Origin of the sequence: Mesorhizobium sp. WSM4313 (assembly GCF_002294725.1) — a bacterium.
In the GTDB taxonomy this organism is placed as follows: Bacteria; Pseudomonadota; Alphaproteobacteria; order Rhizobiales; family Rhizobiaceae; genus Mesorhizobium.
Map to the genome: position 1 here is coordinate 314,937 of NZ_NSFT01000005.1, position 17,154 is coordinate 332,090.

The window sequence follows — 17,154 nt, forward strand, 5'->3', positions numbered from 1 at the left end:
ACTTGGGCCCCTTCGCAGCTACCGTCGCGCGCATGCATTCGGATATCGTCGACCTGCGTTCCTTCTATTCGACCACGCTCGGGCGCCTGGCCGAGCATTCGATCACCATGGCGCTGTCGTCCGTATGGGCGACCGTTCCCAATGAGCGGCTGGTCGGCCTCGGCTATGCGCTGCCATGGCTGGAACGCTTCGGCACCGATGCCGAGCGCGTCTTCGCCTTCATGCCGGCAACGCAAGGCGCGGTGGTGTGGCCGGTGTCGGGGCCGACGGCGACGGCGCTGGTCTTCGACGAGGAACTGCCGCTGGTCGATTCCTGCATCGACCGCGTGCTTTTGGTGCATTCGCTCGAACATGCCGAAAATCCGCGCGAGACGCTGAACGAGATCTGGCGCGTGCTGTCGCCGGCCGGGCGCGTTGTCATCGTCGTGCCCAACCGGCGCGGCGTCTGGGCGCGGTTCGAGCACACGCCCTTCGGCAATGGCCGGCCGTTCTCGCGTGGCCAGTTGACCGAGCTGCTGCGCGAGGCGAATTTCACCCCGGCGACATGGAGCGATGCGCTGTTCTTCCCGCCGTCGCCACGGCGTTTCATGATGCGCTTCCACAATGTGCTGGAGAAGGCCGGCCGGCGGTTCTGGCCGATCTTTTCCGGCGTCATCGTCGTCGAGGCGCAGAAGCGGCTCTACCAGGGCGTGCCGGTCGCGCAGCGTGCCTCTCGCCGCGTCTTCGTGCCGGTCTTCTCGCCGCAGGGGGCAACGCGGCTTGGCCGGCGTGCGGCTGATGCCGCGCCTGGCCAAGTGACGCGTTCGTGATCGCCGCGCCTTGCATCGCGCGGCAATCGTCACCCTATCTGAGGCATGCCCGAGCTAAGGCATGCTCGCTCGGCGCAGCGTTCATGACCGCAGCGGAAACCAGGAATATTCTTCATGGACGACCAGACCAATAAAAAGCCGGGGCCGCAGAAACCCGTTGTCTCGGTGGAGGCGAGCAGCCTCGCCGACCAGGTGGCGACGATCAAGCTGGGGTTGAAATCCTCGCCGGTGCGCAGGCAACTTGCCTGGGTTTCCATCGGTATCGTCGCGGTCATCGTCGCAACCTCGGTCGGACAGGTCCTGCTCAATCGCTGGAACCAGCCTTTCTACGATGCGCTGGCCCGGCGCGACATGACGGCCTTCCTGCACCAGCTTCTGGTCTTTGCAATGATCGCCGGCGGGCTTCTGGTGCTCAATATCGGCCAGACCTGGCTCAACCAGATGATCCGTCTGAGGCTGCGCGAGGCGCTGACGCTCGACCTGATCGATCAATGGATGCGCCCGGCGCGGGCCTTCCGACTTGCCAATGCCGGCGCCATCGGCGTCAATCCCGACCAGCGCATGCAGCAGGATGCCGCTCATTTGTCGGATCTGTCGACGGATCTGGGCGTCGGCCTGCTGCAGTCGTTCATTCTGCTTGTCTCCTTCATCGGCGTGCTGTGGGAGCTGTCTTCCGGCTTCGTGTTCCATGTCGGCGGCCATTCGCTGGAGATACCGGGCTACATGGTCTGGGCCGCGTTCCTCTATGCCGGCATCGCCTCGTGGCTGAGCTGGCTGGTCGGGCGTCCGCTGATCGGCCTCAACAGCGAGCGCTACACCCGCGAGGCGGAGCTGCGCTCCTCCATGGTGCGGGTCAACGAGAATGTCGATGCGATCGCGCTCTATCATGGCGAACCAGACGCCAGGCGCCGGCTCGAGCTCGATCTCGGCACGGTGCTGGGCGCCATGCGGCGCATCTTCGCCGCCCAGATCAACCTGGCCTGGGTGACCGACACCTATGGCTGGATAACGGTGGTGGCGCCTATCCTGGTGGCTTCGCCGGTCTATTTCTCGGGCGACATCTCATTCGGCGGGTTGATGATGGCGGTCGGCGCCTTCAACCAGGTTCATTCTTCCCTGCGCTGGTTCATCAACAACATCGGCAGCATAGCCGACTGGCGCGCGACTCTGATGCGCGTGGCCGATTTCCGCATCGCGCTCACCGAAACCGACGCGCTGCATGATACGGAAAAACACATCCAGTTCGGCGAAAACGCCAATGGCAGCCTAACCTTCGACACGCTTCAGGTGGCTTCGCCGGAAGGCTGCACCAAGCTTGCCCAGACGGATGTCGAAATCCACGCCGGCGAGCGCGTCATGATCACCGGTGAGCCGGGCGCCGGCAAGACATTGTTCTTCCGCGCCCTTGCCGGCCTGTGGCCGTGGGGGAGCGGGCGGATCGGCCTGCCGGCCGGCGAGACCCCCATCTTCGTGCCGCGCGTGCCCTATTTCCCGACCGGCACGCTGCGCGAGGTGCTCGATCATCCGAACGGCGAGGCCCCGGCCAGCGATGCCGAGATCGCGGCGGTGCTTGGCGAGGTCGGCCTCGATCCACTGGCAACCACCCTTGATCGTCCCAGGCGATGGGAACGCGAACTCGGCGATGACGAACAACGGGCGCTGGCTTTCGCCAGGCTCGCCTTGCGCAAGCCGAAATGGGTGATCATCGACGAAGCCCTGGATGCGTTCGACGGGCCGACGTTGCGGCGGGTGCTGGCCATGCTGCAGAAGCGCCTGCCCGAAACCGCAATCATCAATATCGGGCGGGGCCAGCACAACACCCAGTTCTTCCCGCGCGCGCTGAATATCGTGAAGGATACCGGCGCACCGGCTTTGAAGCCGGCCCGTGTCCGCGCCGGCGCGATCGAGCCGCCACCCATCGCTGCCCGCCAGGGGAAGAAATAGCTTTATTTTCGCCGCGATCGCCGGGAAAATCCGCCGGGTCGTTCGAGGCTGCCATGCTTGCGATGCTCGGCCTGCTTGTGTGCCTTGCCTGCGCCGAGGCGGCGCCATTGCCGATGCCGGGCAAAGGCGCGCCGGTGGACGTGGAACTTGTGCTTGCCGTCGACATCTCGCAGTCGATGGACCAGCGTGAACTCGCCCTGCAGCGCGCCGGCTATGTCGAAGCGCTGCGCCATCCCGACTTCATCAACGCCGTACGCGCGGGTCCAAATGGCCGCATAGCGCTCGCCTATTTCGAATGGGCGGGCGTCGTGCGCGAGGACGGGGCCATTGCCTGGCAGATCATCGACGGCGAGGACAGCGCCAACGCCTTCGCCGACAAGATCGCCACGCGGCCGTTCCGCAGCTTCCGCGGCACCTCGATCTCGGGCGCCCTCGGCTTCGGCGCCGGGCTCCTGGAGAGAACCGGCTTTTCGGCGCCACGCCGCGTCATCGACATATCGGGAGACGGGCCCAACAATACCGGGCTGCCCGTCACGGCAGTCCGCGATGCCGCCGTTGCCAGCGGTGTCGTCATCAACGGCCTGCCTATACTGATCAGTCCGTCGCCGAGTGTTGGCCGTCTCGACCGCTACTACGCCGACTGCGTGACCGGAGGAGCCGGTTCGTTCGTGCTGCCGATCTATGCGGCGTCCGAATTCTCGACCGCCGTCCGCCGCAAGCTGGTCCAGGAAGTCAGCGGCCTGACAGACGCCAGATCCTTCCACGTCGAGGATGCGATGCCGGTCGATTGCCTGCTGGGCGAGCGCCTGCGGCAGCGGTTTTCCGATCCTTATTTCCCGGAACTCGACAGATAGCCGTCTTGCGGTTCTCAGACCGCCCGGGCGCTGTATTTGGCGCGGAACTCGTCGTAGCAATCGCGCCGCCAGCGGCGGCCGACGACATAGCCGCGCAAGAGTTCGGCGGGCGAGTAGCCGAGCGACTTGGACGACCGGTTGGCATGATAGCCCGAAAACGCCTGCGGCAACCTGCCCTTGAGGATATCGGCGATGATCTGGCGCGCTATCATGTAAGGCGGAACGTCGGGATATCGGTCGGCGATATAAGGATGCTTATCGATCAGACTGGCATAGGCCTCGACATAGCCATCGCGGCGGCCGGAGATCGAATTCTCCGAATTGTACTTCTTCCAGTCGATATCCTCGGACAGCAAGGCGCCGCCGCGTTGGGCAAAGCGCAGCAGCAATTCGCGATCCTGCATGCGCGTGATGTCGCTGTCATAGCCGCCGATCGCGAGCAGCGACTCGCGTCTTGCGGTGATCGCCGAGCCGGCAATGAAGATGGTCTGCGAGACCAGGGCGCGCTGCAGCGTGCTCTTGTCGAGGAAGGCGTCGCGATTGATGCATTTGGTGCTGCGGCCGCCCTTCAGCGATACGAACGAGCTGATGAGGACTTCGAGCGAGGGGTTCTGGTCGAAGCGCGCCAGTGTTCGTTCCAGCCGGTCCGGCAGATAGACGTCGTCCGAATCGAGAAACGTCACGACCGGCGCCCGTGCGCGTTCGATACCCGCATTGCGCGCGGCATTGGCGCCGCGCCATTTGGCGCCGACATAAATCAGCCTCGGGTCGCGGATTTCGGCGAGCGCAGCGGCCGTCCCGTCGGTCGAACCGTCGTCGACCACAATGTGCTCGAAGCGGGTAAGTGTCTGCGCCAGAACGCTTTCCACCGCGCGCACGACCTGGCTGCGGCGATTGTGGGTTGGCGTGATCACTGAGATCAGCGGAACGTCCTGGCTCGACATCGGGCTGCCACCACCGGTCGGATCTAGCGTTTGTCGGATGGGTCCGATGGCTATCTTCGTGTCCCACCTCTGATTTGCGGCCGACGCTACAAAAAACCCCCCTTTGTGTCACGCCAGGCCGGCCGAGAAATGCCGAAATTAGCGGTTTTTCCGCAACATTGCGGTCTGATGGCAACACAACTGGCCTTCCTGTTGATTAGGCGGCCCGCCAATAGGAACCAACGGACGGTTTTGTCCCGATTATTTCTGAGGTAATCGACCGAACTACCTAGCTGCCGCATGGTGATCTCCAAGAAGCCGACCGATCGGCTTTGTTTCATCAAGGAGCAGGATCATGACCGCTTACGCCGTTGCCCACATGCGCCAAGTCACTCCGGGTCCCTGGATACTCGAATATCTCGAGAGGATAGACGCCACGCTGGCGCCGTTCGGCGGGCGCTTCGTCGTCCACGGCGGCGACGTCGAGGTCGTCGAGAACAGCTGGCCCGGGCACCTGATCGTCATCGAATTCCCCGGCAGGCAGCATATGCGGGACTGGTACAATTCACCGGCCTATCCTTTCGCTGCGCACCCAGAACTCGCAGTCCGACGTGATCTTCCTCGACGGCGTCGAGCATCCGCACAAGGCTACGGATGTGCTTGGTTTAACGGCCGACGGCGTGCGCACTGCCTAAATTAGCTGTGCCCGGTATAATCGGGCAAGGTCTCGATCTGGTCGCGAACGATGCCGGCAGCCAGGCCGAAATGACCGAGAAAGGCAAGGGTGTAGAATGCTAGGCCGAGCGCCAGCGAAAACGGAATCTGCCAGAAAGGCATGCCAGCCTGTGGCGCATGAGCGATCACGCGACGTGTTGTGCGCCACGACATCGTTCCCCAGCGAGAGAACGATTTGGCGATCCGCCGGGCGCGATTAGGGGCATGAAGCGCGACGAACTTCCGATCGGCATCCCTGCCAGTCACCAGAGCGCGCCAACAGAAGAAACGCAAACCGCGCGGCGGGTAGTGGTAAGCGCGCGCGTCGACATTGACGATTTTGTGGCCCTCGCGCCAAAGCTGATGCATCAACAGCGTGCAAGACACCTTGAAACCATTGTGTTCCGGAAGGGATGACTGGAAATCCAGTCGCGCCGGAAGGCGACATTGTTGGCATTGATGGCTCGCTTCGCCGCAAATCTCTTGTCTCCACGGGCCATCGGGAAGAACCAGATCAAGGCGAAGGTTCGCGAAGAGAAATCATCGTACCAAAGATAGGTATGACCGTTGACGCAGACGGTTTCGTTATCGCGAAAGGGCGTCAGCATAGCTGCGAGCCAACCCTGCTCGGTAACCGTGTCGGAATCCGTGAAAATGACTGCGTTCCCTTCGGCTAAACGCACGCCATTGTTCTTGAGCTCGTAATACCGGCCACCTGGGCAGGCGGCGAAGATCATCTCGGCGGCTTCGCCCAACTGCGGCGCTTCGGCCTTAATGTGGCTTTGCAGGATCGAGGCGTCGGCGTCTTGACCCGGCATGCGAGATAATAACCTTCGGTCGCGCAAAGCCTTTTGCGGAAACAGCGGCGATCTCGCGCGCCAGGGCCTTCAATCCCAAACCGATCTCGTCCCAGTCGACGGATCTGGCATTTTCCATTTCAATCACAATCGAATAGGTTGGATGTTCCATTGCCACCGTTCGCACCCATCTCGTAATCGCAGAAAACACAAGGTTCGACCAAAGCTACCGTCATCGCCTCAGCAAAAACACCGCCTGCTGACCAAAAAAATTCCAGAACCACCAAGGCATCGACAGGCCGATCTTCTGGCCGTTGGCGTCGAGCGCGGTTGCCTTCTCGACGGTCGCGCCGAGTTCCTCGCACAGGTTGACGAAGTCGCGGATGGTGCAGAAATGGATGTTGGGCGTGTCGTACCAGGAGTAGGGCAGGTCCTTGGTGACCGGCATCCTGCCCTTGACCAACAGCGAGAAGCGCACGCGCCAGTGGCCGAAATTGGGGAAGGAGACGATGGCGCGGTTGCCGATACGAAGCAGCTCGTCGAGCACCAGCTTCGGGTTCCGGGTCGCCTGCAGGGTCTGTGAGAGCACGACGAAGTCGAAGCCCTTGTCGGGATAGAATTCGAGGTCCTTGTCGGCATCGCCCTGGACGACGGAAAGGCCGCGCGCCACGCATTCGTTGACGCCGCGCTGCGACAGTTCCAGCCCGCGGCCGTCGACCTGCTTGGTCTCCTGCAGGAGTTCCAGAAGCAGTCCGTCGCCCGAGCCGACATCGAGGACGCGCGAATTGGCCGGGATGAGATCGGTGACGACCTCGAGGTCGACACGCTGGGCGCGATTGACGCTCATGGCTTCGCCTCCTGCATGGCGCATGATCCCGGTCCGAAAAGTCGGCGACTTTTTGCGTTCGCTGACCTTCGGTTCGGGGTCATAGGCTTAGCCCCCTGGCGCGGGCGGCGGAGGCGATGAAGCCGTTGATGGCCGCGAACAGTTCCGGCTCGTCGAGCAGGAAGGCGTCGTGGCCGCGATCGGTTTCGATCTCGACGAAGGAGACGGAAGCGCCCGCCGCGTTCAAGGCATGCACGATCGATCGGCTCTCCTCGGTCGGGAACAGCCAGTCGCTGGTGAAGGAAACCAGGCAAAAACGCGTCTTGGTGCCGGCGAAGGCGTCGGCGAGGCGCCCGCCGTGATCGGCGGCAAGGTCGAAATAGTCCATCGCGCGGGTCAGATAGAGGTAGGAATTGGCGTCGAAGCGGTCGACGAAAGTCATGCCCTGATGGCGCAGATAGCTCTCGATCTGGAAATCGGCGTCGAAGCCGAAGGTCAGCGCCTCGCGGTCCTGCAAATTGCGGCCGAACTTGCGGTGGAGCGCGGCTTCCGAAAGGTAGGTGATATGAGCGGCCATGCGCGCGACGGCGAGCCCTTTTTCCGGCCGCTTGCCGAAATCGAGATATTTGCCGCCATGCCAGTCGGGATCGGCCATGACGGCCTGTCGGCCGACTTCATGGAAGGCGATGTTCTGCGAGGAATGGCGGGCGCCGGTGGCGATGGGCAGTACGCAGAACACGCGCTCCGAATGGCTCGCCGCCCATTCAAGAACCTGCATGCCGCCCATCGAGCCGCCAAGGACGCAAAACAGCTTCTCGATGCCGAAATGATCGACCAGCATCGTCTGCGCGCGCACCATGTCGCGTATGGTGATGATCGGCAGGTCGAGCCCGTAGGGCTTGCCGGTCGCCGGGTTTGTGGAGGCCGGACCAGTCGAGCCGAGGCAGCCGCCGACGACATTGGAGCAGATGACGAAGAAACGGTTGGTATCGATGATCCTGCCGGGCCCGATCAGCACTTCCCACCAGCCCGGCTTGCCGGTCACCGGATTGGTGTTGGCGACATGCTGGTCGCCGGTCAGCGCATGGCAGACGAGGATGGCATTGGAACGCGCGTCGTTGAGCGTGCCATAGGTCTGGTAGGCAATCTGGAAGGGCGCAAGAAAGGTGCCGGCGTCGAGCTTCAGCGGCTTGTCGGGGCCGAACCGCAGCACCGGGCTCGACGGATGGTCGGCCTCGTCGTTGGTTCTTGCAGCACGCTGAGCGGCCATGTCCGTCCTCATCCTGTCCCGCATCGGTTTCGTCCCGACGCGGTGTCCGGCCGGCAGCGGACAATAAAAAACCGGCATTGCCGTCGCAAAGCCGGTTACAGGGTTGCAAACGGCCCTTTAGCGAATTGTTTAACGTGGCTGCAAGCCGACCGGCCAAATCACCACGGGAGTCTGGCAATCCTTCTAGGACCAGCGCCGCGCTTCGTCAACGGGTGGCCTCCTCGCGACCGGATACGGGTGCCAGCCGCCGGCACTCGACATTCCAGCCCGTGGCCTGTATTTCCGCTGCGGCCTTGAAGGCCTTCTCGACGGATTTGTGACATGAAGCAGGATCAGCCCCGTCCGACGCCCCGCGCGGGCATCATGGACATCGAGGCCTATGTACCGGGAAAAAGCACCGCGCCGGCCGGCGTGGCGAAAGTCTACAAGCTGTCGGCGAACGAAAATCCGCTCGGGCCCTCGCCGAAAGCGATCGAGGCCGCGCGCGAAGTGGCGGCGAAGCTCGATGTCTATCCGGACGGCTCTGCCCGCCGGCTGCGCGAGGCGATCGCCGAGGTGCATGGGCTGAACCCGGCCAACATCATCTGCTCCAACGGCTCCGACGAGATCCTGGGGCTGCTGGCGCAGAGCTATCTTGCGCCGGGCGACGAGGCCGTGTTCACCGAGCACGCCTTCATGGTCTACAAGATCTATATCCAGGCGGCCGGCGCCAAGCCGGTGGCGGTCAAGGAAACCGAGGAGCGCGCCGACATCGACGCGATTTTGGCCGCGGTGACGCCGGCGACGCGGATCGTGTTCCTCGCCAATCCCAACAATCCGACGGGCACTTACGTGCCGTTCCAGGAAGTGCGCCGGCTGCACGCTGCCCTGCCGAAGAACGTGCTCCTGGTGCTCGACGCGGCCTATGCCGAATATGTGCGGCGCAACGACTACGAGGCCGGCATCGAGCTCGCCGGCAGTTCCGAGAACGTGGTGATGACCCGCACCTTCTCCAAGCTCGGGCTCGGCGGCGCGCGCGTCGGCTGGATGTACGGGCCGGCGCATATCGTCGATGCGATCAACCGCATTCGCGGCCCCTTCAACGTCAACGCCACAGCGATCGAGGCCGGCATCGCCGCGATCCGCGACCGCGCCCATATCGAGCGCAGCGTGGCGCATAACGAGAAATGGCTGGCCTGGCTCAGCGCCGAGCTGACCGGGCTCGGCCTGCGCGTCACGCCGAGCGTCGGCAATTTCGTGCTGATCCATTTCCCCGACGGCGAGAAACATTCGGCGGCGGCCGCGGACGACTATCTGAGCGCCCGCGGCTACATTCTGCGCCGCGTCACCGGCTACGGCTTCCCCAACGCGCTGCGCATGAGCGTCGGCACCGAGGAAGCCAATCGCGGCGTCATCGATGCGCTTAAGACCTTCCTGAAAAGCTAGACACCATGGCGTCACCGATGTTCGAGAAAATAGCGCTGGTCGGCATCGGCCTTATCGGCTCGTCGCTCGCCCGCGTCATCCGCCGCGAGGGCCTGGCGCGCCATATCGCCATAGCGACGCGTAGCGCTTCGACGCTCAAGCGCGCCGAGGAGCTTGGCCTTGGCGATTCTTACAGCACCGACGCCAGCCAAGCGGTGCGTGACGCCGATCTCGTCATCGTCTCGGTTCCGGTCGGCTCGTCCGGCGAGGTTGCGGCCGAGATCGCGCCTGCGCTGAAGAAGGGCGCCGTCCTCACCGATGTCGGCTCGACCAAAGCCTCAGTCATCGCGCAAATGCAGCCGCATGTGCCCGAAGGCGTGCACTTCATCCCCGGACATCCGCTGGCCGGCACGGAAAAGTCCGGACCCGATGCCGGCTTTGCCGATCTCTTCGAGAACCGCTGGTGCATCTTCACGCCGCTGCCGGGCACCGATCCCGCGGCGCTCGAGACGCTTTCGGAATTCTGGCGGCGCTGCGGCTCCAACATCGATACGATGGACCCGCAGCACCACGACATGACCTTGGCGATCGTGTCGCATCTGCCGCATATCATCGCCTACAACATCGTCGGCACGGCGGACGATCTGGAAGCGGTGACCAAAAGCGAAGTCATCAAATATTCCGCTTCCGGCTTCCGCGACTTCACCCGCCTTGCCGCTTCCGATCCGACCATGTGGCGGGACGTCTGCCTGCACAACAAGGACGCGATCCTGGAGATGCTGGCGCGGTTCTCGGAGGATCTGGCCTCGCTGCAGCGGGCGATCCGCTGGGGCGACGGCGAGAAGCTGTTCGACCTCTTTACCCGCACCCGCGCAATCCGCCGCTCGATCATCGAGGCCGGCCAGGATATCGATGTGCCGGATTTCGGTCGCCAGGCGGTCGAGCACCCGGCCAAGCCTTAGGCTTTTCCCTCGTTCTCTGGCGTGGATTGACCTGTCAGCCTGGGCAGGCGCATGCGCTGGAGATTGGCCGAAACGCCCATCGCGATCGTCATCCACGGGCTGAGCAAGGAGCGAAGCGACGCGCGCAGACCCGAGGATCCATTCCGTGACTTCCGAGCGCTGTCGCGGTGCAGAATTCTGCTCCGCCGCGTTCCATGGCTCAGGTCACGGAATGGATTCCAGGGTCTCCGCGACGCCGCCTCGCGACTGCTCCGCCCTGGAATGACGAGGTTGAGCGGCTTACGCCAACCCCAGCATTTGTGCCGATTTCGCGGAAATAGCCGAGATACTCTTGCGTTCTACCCCTGGGCTGGCGGCCAGTGCGCCGCCATCATCGCCAGCGTTTCGGCCCGATCCGGCGCGCCGAGGCGGCCGCCGAAGCGCAGGCATTTGAGCGCCGCGGCGGCGCTGGCAAAGCGTAGGGCTTCCTCCATGGGCATGGCCTCGGCAAGGCCGACGGCGAAGGCGCCGTGGAAGACGTCGCCGGCGGCGAGCGTGTCGATCGCCTTGACCTTCGGCGCCTCGACATGGCGCACGCGCCGAGTCGCGCGGTCGTGCCACCAGGTGCCGGCCGCGCCGCCGGTCACCGCGACAAAGGCATCGGTGCGCGAAGCGAGGTCGGCGCAGGCGCTTTCGGGGTCGAGCGCGTGGCCGCAGACGATGCGCGCCGCCGGTTCGGAAGCGACGATGTGCGAGGCCAAGGGCAAGAGCCGCTCCAGCACCTCGATCGGCGCGGTGTCGGCGTCCAGGATCGCCGGACGGCCGGTCGATCTGGCCGCGCCCAAAGCCAGCGCCGCGGCGCCCGGCCAGCGGACATCCACCAGCACGGCGTCGAAGCCGGAGAGGTCGGCAAGCGGCAGCGCCTCGGGATCGGCTTGAGCCTTTTTGTCGTAGAAGGGGACGATGACGCGCTCGCCATGCGCGTCCACCACGATCGCGGCCAGCGCCGATCGCGCGCCGGGAACCCGGCGGATTAGGCTGCAGTCGATACCTTCGGCCTGAATGTCGGCGATAAGCTGGTCGCCGACCGGATCGTCGCCCGTGCTTGCCCAAAGCGAGACCTCGGCGCCGAGGCGATGTGCGGCGCAGGCGGCGCTCGTCGCCATGCCGGAAGCGATCTGGACGCCGTCGCTGGCGATGAACTTGCCCTGATGCGCGGGCAGCGTCTCGACGCGAAGGATCGTATCGAGGGTGAAGGCGCCGACGCTGAGCAGTCTGACCGGCTTCGGCATCGTTGCTTTACTCTTCTCAGTCGGCATGATCTCACCCGAAAACCGGTCCCCACCTTTTGCTATGCTGACCTTCGGTTCGGGACCACGCTCTATTCAAGCGGCTTGACCTTGCCGAGCGGGATGAAGCCCAGCGAAGCCTTGCCCTTGACGATCTTGAGCGGCAAGGAGGGTTCCTTGCCAAGCATGGCAATGGCAGAAAAACCCTGCTCGATTTCGCTTTTATGCTCGGGAATCGCGCCGGCAAGGATAGATGCCACCGCTTTCGGGTCCTTGAGCTTGATCGTCAGGTCCCCGTTGACCAGCCCTTCCGCATCCACGGAGACCGGTCCGGACACGGTGACACGCGCCGTGCCCGACGACAGGTCGAGCTTAGCGATCTCGATCGACTGGCCGCGCAGGCTCTTCGGGGGCGCTGCCATCAGCGCCACGCCGTTCTTCAGCGTCACGTCGCCACTGCCGTCCAGCGCCGGCAGCACGCGTCCGTCGATGGCATCCGCGTTGATCTCCAGGTCGCCGAAGCTGCCGACATAATTGATGTCCTGGCCGGCCGGCTGCAATCGGCCGGCCGCCTTGCCGGCGCTGAACAATTGCATCGGATCTGTGTCGTCCTGCGGGTCGGTCTGACCGTTCAGGCCTTCAGCCTGCACGGAAACGCTCCTTGGCAACGGCCACCACACTTTGACATTGGCCTGCAACCGGTCCCAGTCGATCCAGAGCGGCGGCATGCCGGGCGCCATCATCCTAAGCGGCCCGCGCAGGTCGGCGACCGGCGACAGGGGGCCGGTGAGGCCGGCGACGGCGTTGAAGCTGCCGGTGGAGGCGGCGACCTTCCGGGCGTCGTCTTCATAGGCGATGTTGTCGCAGGAAACCGTGAAGCTCATCGGGTAGCCGCTGACGACGAGGTTGGCGCAGCCGGCGGCGATGCCTTTGCTGCCCAGTCTCGCCACCGCCTGATCTGCCTCGGTCTTGAGCCTGTCGGCGAGATAGAACCAGCCGCCGCTATAGGCGGCGAACAGCACGACAAGGAGTGCGGCAAGCCAGAACAGCCGGCGGCGAAGTTTGGGCGATCGCTCGTCACTTGACGTCATGCTGCGGCTCTCGTTAACCCGGCGAGCGGGCATTTACCAATACGCAAACAAGCGGGGGCCAGAAGAAGCACCTCGGCGGTGCGGTGTCGTTCACTCGAATGCGATCAGGCTTGGCGATATGGGCGATTTTTGGGTTTTTGGCTACGGGTCGCTGATCTGGCGGCCCGGATTTGCCCATGTCGAGACGCGCCGCGCCCGGCTTTACGGCTATCGCCGCTCGCTTTGCGTCTATTCATTCGTGCATCGCGGCACGCGCGCGCGGCCGGGCCTGGTGCTCGGCCTCGACCGGGGCGGCTCCTGCGTCGGCCTCGCCTACCGTGTTCCCGGCAATTTGCGCGACGAGGTGCTTTCCTATCTGCGCGAGCGCGAGCTGGTCACCAGCATCTATCTCGAGCGCATTCTCGATGTCCGGCTGGATGGTGGAGGCGCGGTCGAGGCGGTCGCCTACACCGTCGACCGCCAGCATGAGCAGTATGCCGGCGCGCTCGACGCCGATCATGCGGCCAGGATCGTTCGCGGCGCGGTCGGCCAATCCGGCCGGAACGAGGACTATGTCTTGAGCACACTTGAGCATCTCGAGGCGCTCGGCATCCGCGATCACTGGCTGGAGGAGGTGGGCCGTCGGGTCGCGTCTTCGTGACGCGCATTTTCGGCGAAATAATTTCGCCTCCAATGCTCTATCTCTTTGTTTTTACGCAATTCCAGACGCAAAACCGCGACGCACTTTTGCTGGAATTGCTCTGGTCCGATCAAAAAACAAAACCATGCCTTTGACCTCGCCCGGCCGCGACCTAGCTTAGCGGCATCCCATCCTTGGGCGTCAGGCCCGTTCCAGCATCACGGAGATCAGTCTTGCAGAAACGTCGTCTCGGTCGCACCGACCTTTCCATCGCGCCGCTGGTCCTGGGCGGCAACGTCTTCGGCTGGACCGCCGACGAGACGACCTCCTTCGATCTGCTCGACCGGTTCGTCGCTGCCGGCTTTAACGCCATCGATACGGCCGATGCCTATTCGCGCTGGGTTCCCGGCAACAAGGGCGGCGAATCGGAAACGATCATCGGCAACTGGATGAAGAGCCGCGGCAACCGCGATCAGGTCATCGTCATCACCAAGGTCGGTTCGGACATGGGCCAGGGCAAGCGCGACCTCTCCGCTGCCTATATCGAAAAGGCGGTCGACGCTTCACTGAAGCGGCTGCAAACCGATGTCATCGACCTCTATCTGTCGCACTGGCCGGATCCGGCCACGCCTTACGAGGAAACGCTCGGCGCCTATCAGCGCCTGCTCGAAAAGGGCAAGATCCGCTATCCCGGCTGCTCCAATCTCGATGCCGGGCAGCTGCGCGCCGCGCTCGACGTCGCCAGCTTGCGCAGCCTGCCACGTTACGAGGTGCTGCAGCCCGAATACAATTTGTACGACCGCTCGTCGCTCGACGGACCGCTGCTCGACCTCTGCAAGGCAGAGGATATCGGCATCATCACCTATTTCAGCCTCGCTAAGGGATTCCTGAGCGGCAAATACCGCAGCAAGGCCGATCTCGGCCAGAGCGCGCGCGGCGAAGACGTCGCCGAATATCTCAACGAGCGTGGCATGCGCATCCTTTCCGCGCTCGATGCCGTGGCCGAGCGCCATTCGGCCAAGCAGGCGGAGGTGGCGCTGGCCTGGATCGTCGCGCGGCCGGGCGTCACCGCGCCGATCGCCAGCGCCACGACCCCGGCCCAGATGGACAGCCTGATTCGGGCCGCGTCGCTCAAGCTTTCGGCGGACGATATCGCGGCATTGGACCGGGCCAGCGCCTGAGATGGGCGCTGCGCACGAACATCCAAGACCGCCATGACAAAACCCGCTTAAGTCCTGTCGCATCGCGGCGGCAGGAGGGTTCGGCATGGCCGATGGCATCTTGAACGAGGCGCAGACCTGGCAGCAGGTGCTGGCGCTTATCCTGGCGGCGATGGTCGTCATGGGCAGCCCGGGACCTGCGACGATCAGCATGACCGCGGTCGGCGCGGCTTTCGGTCTGCGTCCTTCCCTGGGTTACACGTCCGGCGTGGTGCTCGGCACGATAGCCGTGCTTCTGACGGTGGCGGGCGGGATTTTCGGCATGCTGACCTCGGTGCCGGGAGTGGCGCCGGTGCTGGCGGTCGCCTCGGCAGGCTACATCCTTTATCTCGCCTTCAAAATAGCGACAGCGCCGCCATTGGCGGAGCGCGGGAGCACGGGGACGAAGCCCGATTTTCTCGGCGGCTTCATGCTCGCCGTCGCCAATCCAAAAGCCTATGTGGCGATCGCAGCGGTTTTCGCCGGCGCCGCGTCGCAGGCCGATGCGCTCGGCGTTTCCACAAGGCTGCTGGTGCTTGCCGCGATGATCGTCGCCATCCACGTTGTGTGGCTGCTTGCCGGAACAGCGTTCGCACGCGTCCTGCGCCTTCCGCTGGCCTCGCGGATCATCAACCTGGTGTTTGCCGCCACGCTGGTGCTGACGACCCTGTTCGCGGTGCTGCGGTAGCCGATCAGGTCTTCGCGGTTACGCCGAGTTCCGACAGCCGCTTCACCGCCGTCGGCGGCATCGGCGGCGGGTTCGGCGCCTGCGCCGCCTCGACAAGCATCTGGTCGCAGGCGGCCTCGGTCTCGCCGATCAGCCGCTGCATGAATTCCTCCTTGCCGAGCCCTGGCGGGATCGGCGGCAGGAAGCGGGCCTTGATGGTGCCGGGATAGCGCAGGAACTTGCGGCGCGGCCAGTAGAGACCGGCAACATGGGCCACCGGGACCACAGGAACGCCGAGCTGCGTGTAGAGCTCGACGATGCCGTATTTGTAGGACGGCTCGGCGCCCGGCGGGCGGCGGGTGCCTTCGGGATAGATGATGAGCTGGCGCGGATTGCGGTTCATCTCCTGCCTGGTCGCGACGACGACCGCCTTCAGCGCTTTCGAACGGTTGCCGCGGTCGACCGGGATCATGCGCATCTTCAAGATGTACCAGCCGAAAAAGGGGATCCAGGTCAGCTCGCGCTTCAGGATGTAGAGCGCGTCGTCGAGATAGGGGAAGAAGGCGATTGCGTCCCAGAAGGACTGATGCTTCGGCGCCAGGATGAAGGAGCCTTCGGGCAGGTTCTCGACACCCGTGATCTCGCTCTTCGTCGCGGCGATCTTGTCATAGAGCCACATCGAGGTCCGCGACCAGAATTTCGGCACGAACCAGGCGCGGTGGCGCGGCGACAGGAAATAGAAAGGCGTCCAGAAGATCATCTGGACGATCAGGCTGAGATAGAAGACGAAGTTGAACGCCAGCGAGCGGATGATGAGCATGCAAGGGGCCCGTGAGGAAGTGTGCGTTGGTTACACCAAGCGGCGGCAAAAAGGAAACGCCGCCATTGTCGAATGGTGCCGCTAGAGTGACCTGGCCAGCCGTTCCTTGAGACGTGGCGCGGCGAAATCGAGGAAGGCGCGCAGCTTGACCGGCAGCCGGCCCTGGCCGGCATGGACGAGGCTCACCGGCCAGGGCGGCGGTTCGAAGGGCTGCAGTACCAGCCGCAGCGCGCCGGCGCGCACGGCGGCATCCGCCTGGTAGGAGAGCACTTTCGTCAGCCCGAGCCCGGCAATCGCGGCATCGATGGCCGCTTCGGCGGTGTTGACTTGCAGGCGCGAGCGAACAGGGATTGTCGTTTCCGTCTTGCCGGTTCCGAAGCTCCATGCCGCGGGAGCGGCGAGACCTTCGAAGGTGACACAGTCGTGGCCGGCAAGGTCTTGCGGGGTCGTCGGCGTGCCATGCAAGGCGAGATAGGCGGGGCTTGCGCAGACGATACGGCGGATCGAGCCGACGCGGATCGCAACCATCGCCGAATCCGGCAGCTCGCCGATGCGCAGGGCGAGATCGATATGCTCCTCGACCAGTTGGGTGATCCGGTCCGACAGGGTCAAGCGGACATCCACTCGCGGGTAGACGGCGAGAAAGCCGGCGATCACCGGCAGCACATGGAGGCGGCCGAACACGACCGGCGCCGTGATGACCAGCTCGCCGGTTGGGCTCGAATATTCGCCGGCAGCATCGCGCTCGGCCTCGCTCACCTCGTCGAGGATGCGACGGCAGGCAGCCAGGTATGACTGGCCGGCATCGGTCAGCGTCAGGCGCCGCGTCGAGCGGTTGAGCAGGCGCGTCCCCAAGTGCTTCTCCAGTTCGGAGAGCTTGCGGCTCACGGTCGCCAGCGGGATGCCGGCGCGGCGCGCGGCGGCGGAAAGGCTGCCGGCCTCGGCCGTGGCGACGAACAGGGACATAGCGTCGAGGCGATCCATTAT

At 64.3% G+C, this 17,154-nt stretch carries 18 protein-coding genes, 1 pseudogene and 1 riboswitch; of the genes and pseudogenes, 9 read left to right on the top strand and 10 right to left on the bottom strand.

Annotated elements, in window-relative coordinates:
* The first annotated feature begins 32 nt into the window (after nucleotides 1–32).
* From CK219_RS14665 to CK219_RS14675, 3 genes are all read left to right on the top strand, one after another.
* The gene (locus CK219_RS14665) at nucleotides 33–809 is read left to right on the top strand and encodes a methyltransferase domain-containing protein (RefSeq protein ID WP_095767455.1); all 777 of its coding nucleotides are present in this window, start codon (nucleotides 33–35) and stop codon (nucleotides 807–809) included.
* Between the two features lie 114 nt (nucleotides 810–923).
* Nucleotides 924–2,753 (top strand): ABC transporter ATP-binding protein/permease, encoded by a 1,830-nt coding sequence (locus tag CK219_RS14670; RefSeq protein ID WP_095767456.1) that lies wholly within the window; start codon nucleotides 924–926, stop codon nucleotides 2,751–2,753.
* A 53-nt stretch (nucleotides 2,754–2,806) separates the two neighbouring features.
* A complete protein-coding gene (locus CK219_RS14675; protein WP_095767457.1) occupies nucleotides 2,807–3,607 on the top strand; it encodes a DUF1194 domain-containing protein in 801 nt (266 codons plus the stop codon).
* Between the two features lie 14 nt (nucleotides 3,608–3,621).
* Here CK219_RS14675 and CK219_RS14680 read toward each other — a convergent pair whose 3' ends face one another.
* Nucleotides 3,622–4,551, bottom strand: a complete 930-nt coding sequence (locus tag CK219_RS14680; protein WP_095767458.1) for a glycosyltransferase family A protein — start codon at nucleotides 4,549–4,551, stop codon at nucleotides 3,622–3,624.
* A 334-nt stretch (nucleotides 4,552–4,885) separates the two neighbouring features.
* On the opposite strand from CK219_RS14680, the pseudogene CK219_RS14685 reads away from it, so the two are divergent.
* Nucleotides 4,886–5,225: pseudogene (locus CK219_RS14685) on the top strand (DUF1330 domain-containing protein).
* A gap of 1 nt (nucleotide 5,226) precedes the next feature.
* Here CK219_RS14685 and CK219_RS32155 read toward each other — a convergent pair.
* The 5 genes from CK219_RS32155 to CK219_RS14700 all read right to left on the bottom strand — a co-directional run bounded on the left by CK219_RS32155 (nucleotide 5,227) and on the right by CK219_RS14700 (nucleotide 8,137).
* Nucleotides 5,227–5,367, bottom strand: coding sequence for a hypothetical protein (locus CK219_RS32155; protein WP_245340478.1), 141 nt, complete (start codon nucleotides 5,365–5,367; stop codon nucleotides 5,227–5,229).
* Nucleotides 5,368–5,612: 245 nt separating this feature from the next.
* Complete coding sequence (locus CK219_RS32160; protein WP_245340479.1) at nucleotides 5,613–6,062, bottom strand: glycosyltransferase; 450 nt, start codon at nucleotides 6,060–6,062, stop codon at nucleotides 5,613–5,615.
* Nucleotides 6,016–6,213, bottom strand: coding sequence for a hypothetical protein (locus CK219_RS32165; RefSeq protein WP_245340480.1), 198 nt, complete (start codon nucleotides 6,211–6,213; stop codon nucleotides 6,016–6,018). Before CK219_RS32165 ends, CK219_RS32160 begins: the two co-directional genes overlap by 47 nt.
* Nucleotides 6,214–6,273: 60 nt before the next feature.
* Entirely contained in the window at nucleotides 6,274–6,888 is a 615-nt protein-coding gene (gene metW / locus CK219_RS14695) for a methionine biosynthesis protein MetW (RefSeq protein ID WP_095767561.1), read from the bottom strand.
* 79 nt (nucleotides 6,889–6,967) lie between these two features.
* Nucleotides 6,968–8,137, bottom strand: a complete 1,170-nt coding sequence (locus tag CK219_RS14700; protein ID WP_095767562.1) for a homoserine O-acetyltransferase — start codon at nucleotides 8,135–8,137, stop codon at nucleotides 6,968–6,970.
* Between the two features lie 97 nt (nucleotides 8,138–8,234).
* Nucleotides 8,235–8,312: riboswitch (SAM riboswitch) on the bottom strand.
* 146 nt (nucleotides 8,313–8,458) lie between these two features.
* Between CK219_RS14700 and hisC the strand changes: the two genes are divergently transcribed.
* On the top strand, nucleotides 8,459–9,562 hold the full coding sequence (hisC, locus tag CK219_RS14705; RefSeq protein ID WP_095767459.1) for a histidinol-phosphate transaminase: 1,104 nt from the start codon (nucleotides 8,459–8,461) through the stop codon (nucleotides 9,560–9,562).
* A gap of 5 nt (nucleotides 9,563–9,567) precedes the next feature.
* Nucleotides 9,568–10,503, top strand: a complete 936-nt coding sequence (locus CK219_RS14710) for a prephenate/arogenate dehydrogenase family protein (protein ID WP_176477016.1) — start codon at nucleotides 9,568–9,570, stop codon at nucleotides 10,501–10,503.
* A gap of 338 nt (nucleotides 10,504–10,841) precedes the next feature.
* On the opposite strand, the gene CK219_RS14715 is transcribed toward CK219_RS14710, so the two are convergent.
* Together CK219_RS14715 and CK219_RS14720 are read right to left on the bottom strand one after the other, a co-directional pair.
* Nucleotides 10,842–11,774: a sugar kinase gene (locus CK219_RS14715; protein WP_095767563.1), complete on the bottom strand. Its 933-nt coding sequence runs from the start codon at nucleotides 11,772–11,774 to the stop codon at nucleotides 10,842–10,844.
* Nucleotides 11,775–11,863: 89 nt separating this feature from the next.
* Entirely contained in the window at nucleotides 11,864–12,862 is a 999-nt protein-coding gene (locus CK219_RS14720; protein WP_095767461.1) for a DUF2125 domain-containing protein, read from the bottom strand.
* Nucleotides 12,863–12,980: 118 nt separating this feature from the next.
* Here CK219_RS14720 and CK219_RS14725 point away from each other — a divergent pair, with 118 nt between their 5' ends.
* The 3 genes from CK219_RS14725 (at nucleotide 12,981) to CK219_RS14735 (ending at nucleotide 15,368) form a co-directional block, all read left to right on the top strand.
* Nucleotides 12,981–13,502 carry a gamma-glutamylcyclotransferase gene (locus tag CK219_RS14725; protein ID WP_095767462.1) on the top strand — a complete coding sequence of 174 codons (522 nt, stop codon included), beginning with the start codon at nucleotides 12,981–12,983 and terminating at the stop codon, nucleotides 13,500–13,502.
* 212 nt (nucleotides 13,503–13,714) lie between these two features.
* A complete protein-coding gene (locus CK219_RS14730) occupies nucleotides 13,715–14,662 on the top strand; it encodes an aldo/keto reductase (RefSeq protein WP_095767463.1) in 948 nt (315 codons plus the stop codon).
* A gap of 85 nt (nucleotides 14,663–14,747) precedes the next feature.
* Nucleotides 14,748–15,368: a LysE family transporter gene (locus CK219_RS14735; RefSeq protein ID WP_095767464.1), complete on the top strand. Its 621-nt coding sequence runs from the start codon at nucleotides 14,748–14,750 to the stop codon at nucleotides 15,366–15,368.
* 4 nt (nucleotides 15,369–15,372) lie between these two features.
* On the opposite strand, the gene CK219_RS14740 is transcribed toward CK219_RS14735, so the two are convergent.
* Together CK219_RS14740 and CK219_RS14745 are read right to left on the bottom strand one after the other, a co-directional pair.
* Nucleotides 15,373–16,167, bottom strand: a complete 795-nt coding sequence (locus CK219_RS14740) for a 1-acyl-sn-glycerol-3-phosphate acyltransferase (protein WP_095767465.1) — start codon at nucleotides 16,165–16,167, stop codon at nucleotides 15,373–15,375.
* An 81-nt stretch (nucleotides 16,168–16,248) separates the two neighbouring features.
* The gene (locus tag CK219_RS14745; protein WP_095767466.1) at nucleotides 16,249–17,151 is read right to left on the bottom strand and encodes a LysR family transcriptional regulator; all 903 of its coding nucleotides are present in this window, start codon (nucleotides 17,149–17,151) and stop codon (nucleotides 16,249–16,251) included.
* Nucleotides 17,152–17,154 lie beyond the last annotated feature (3 nt).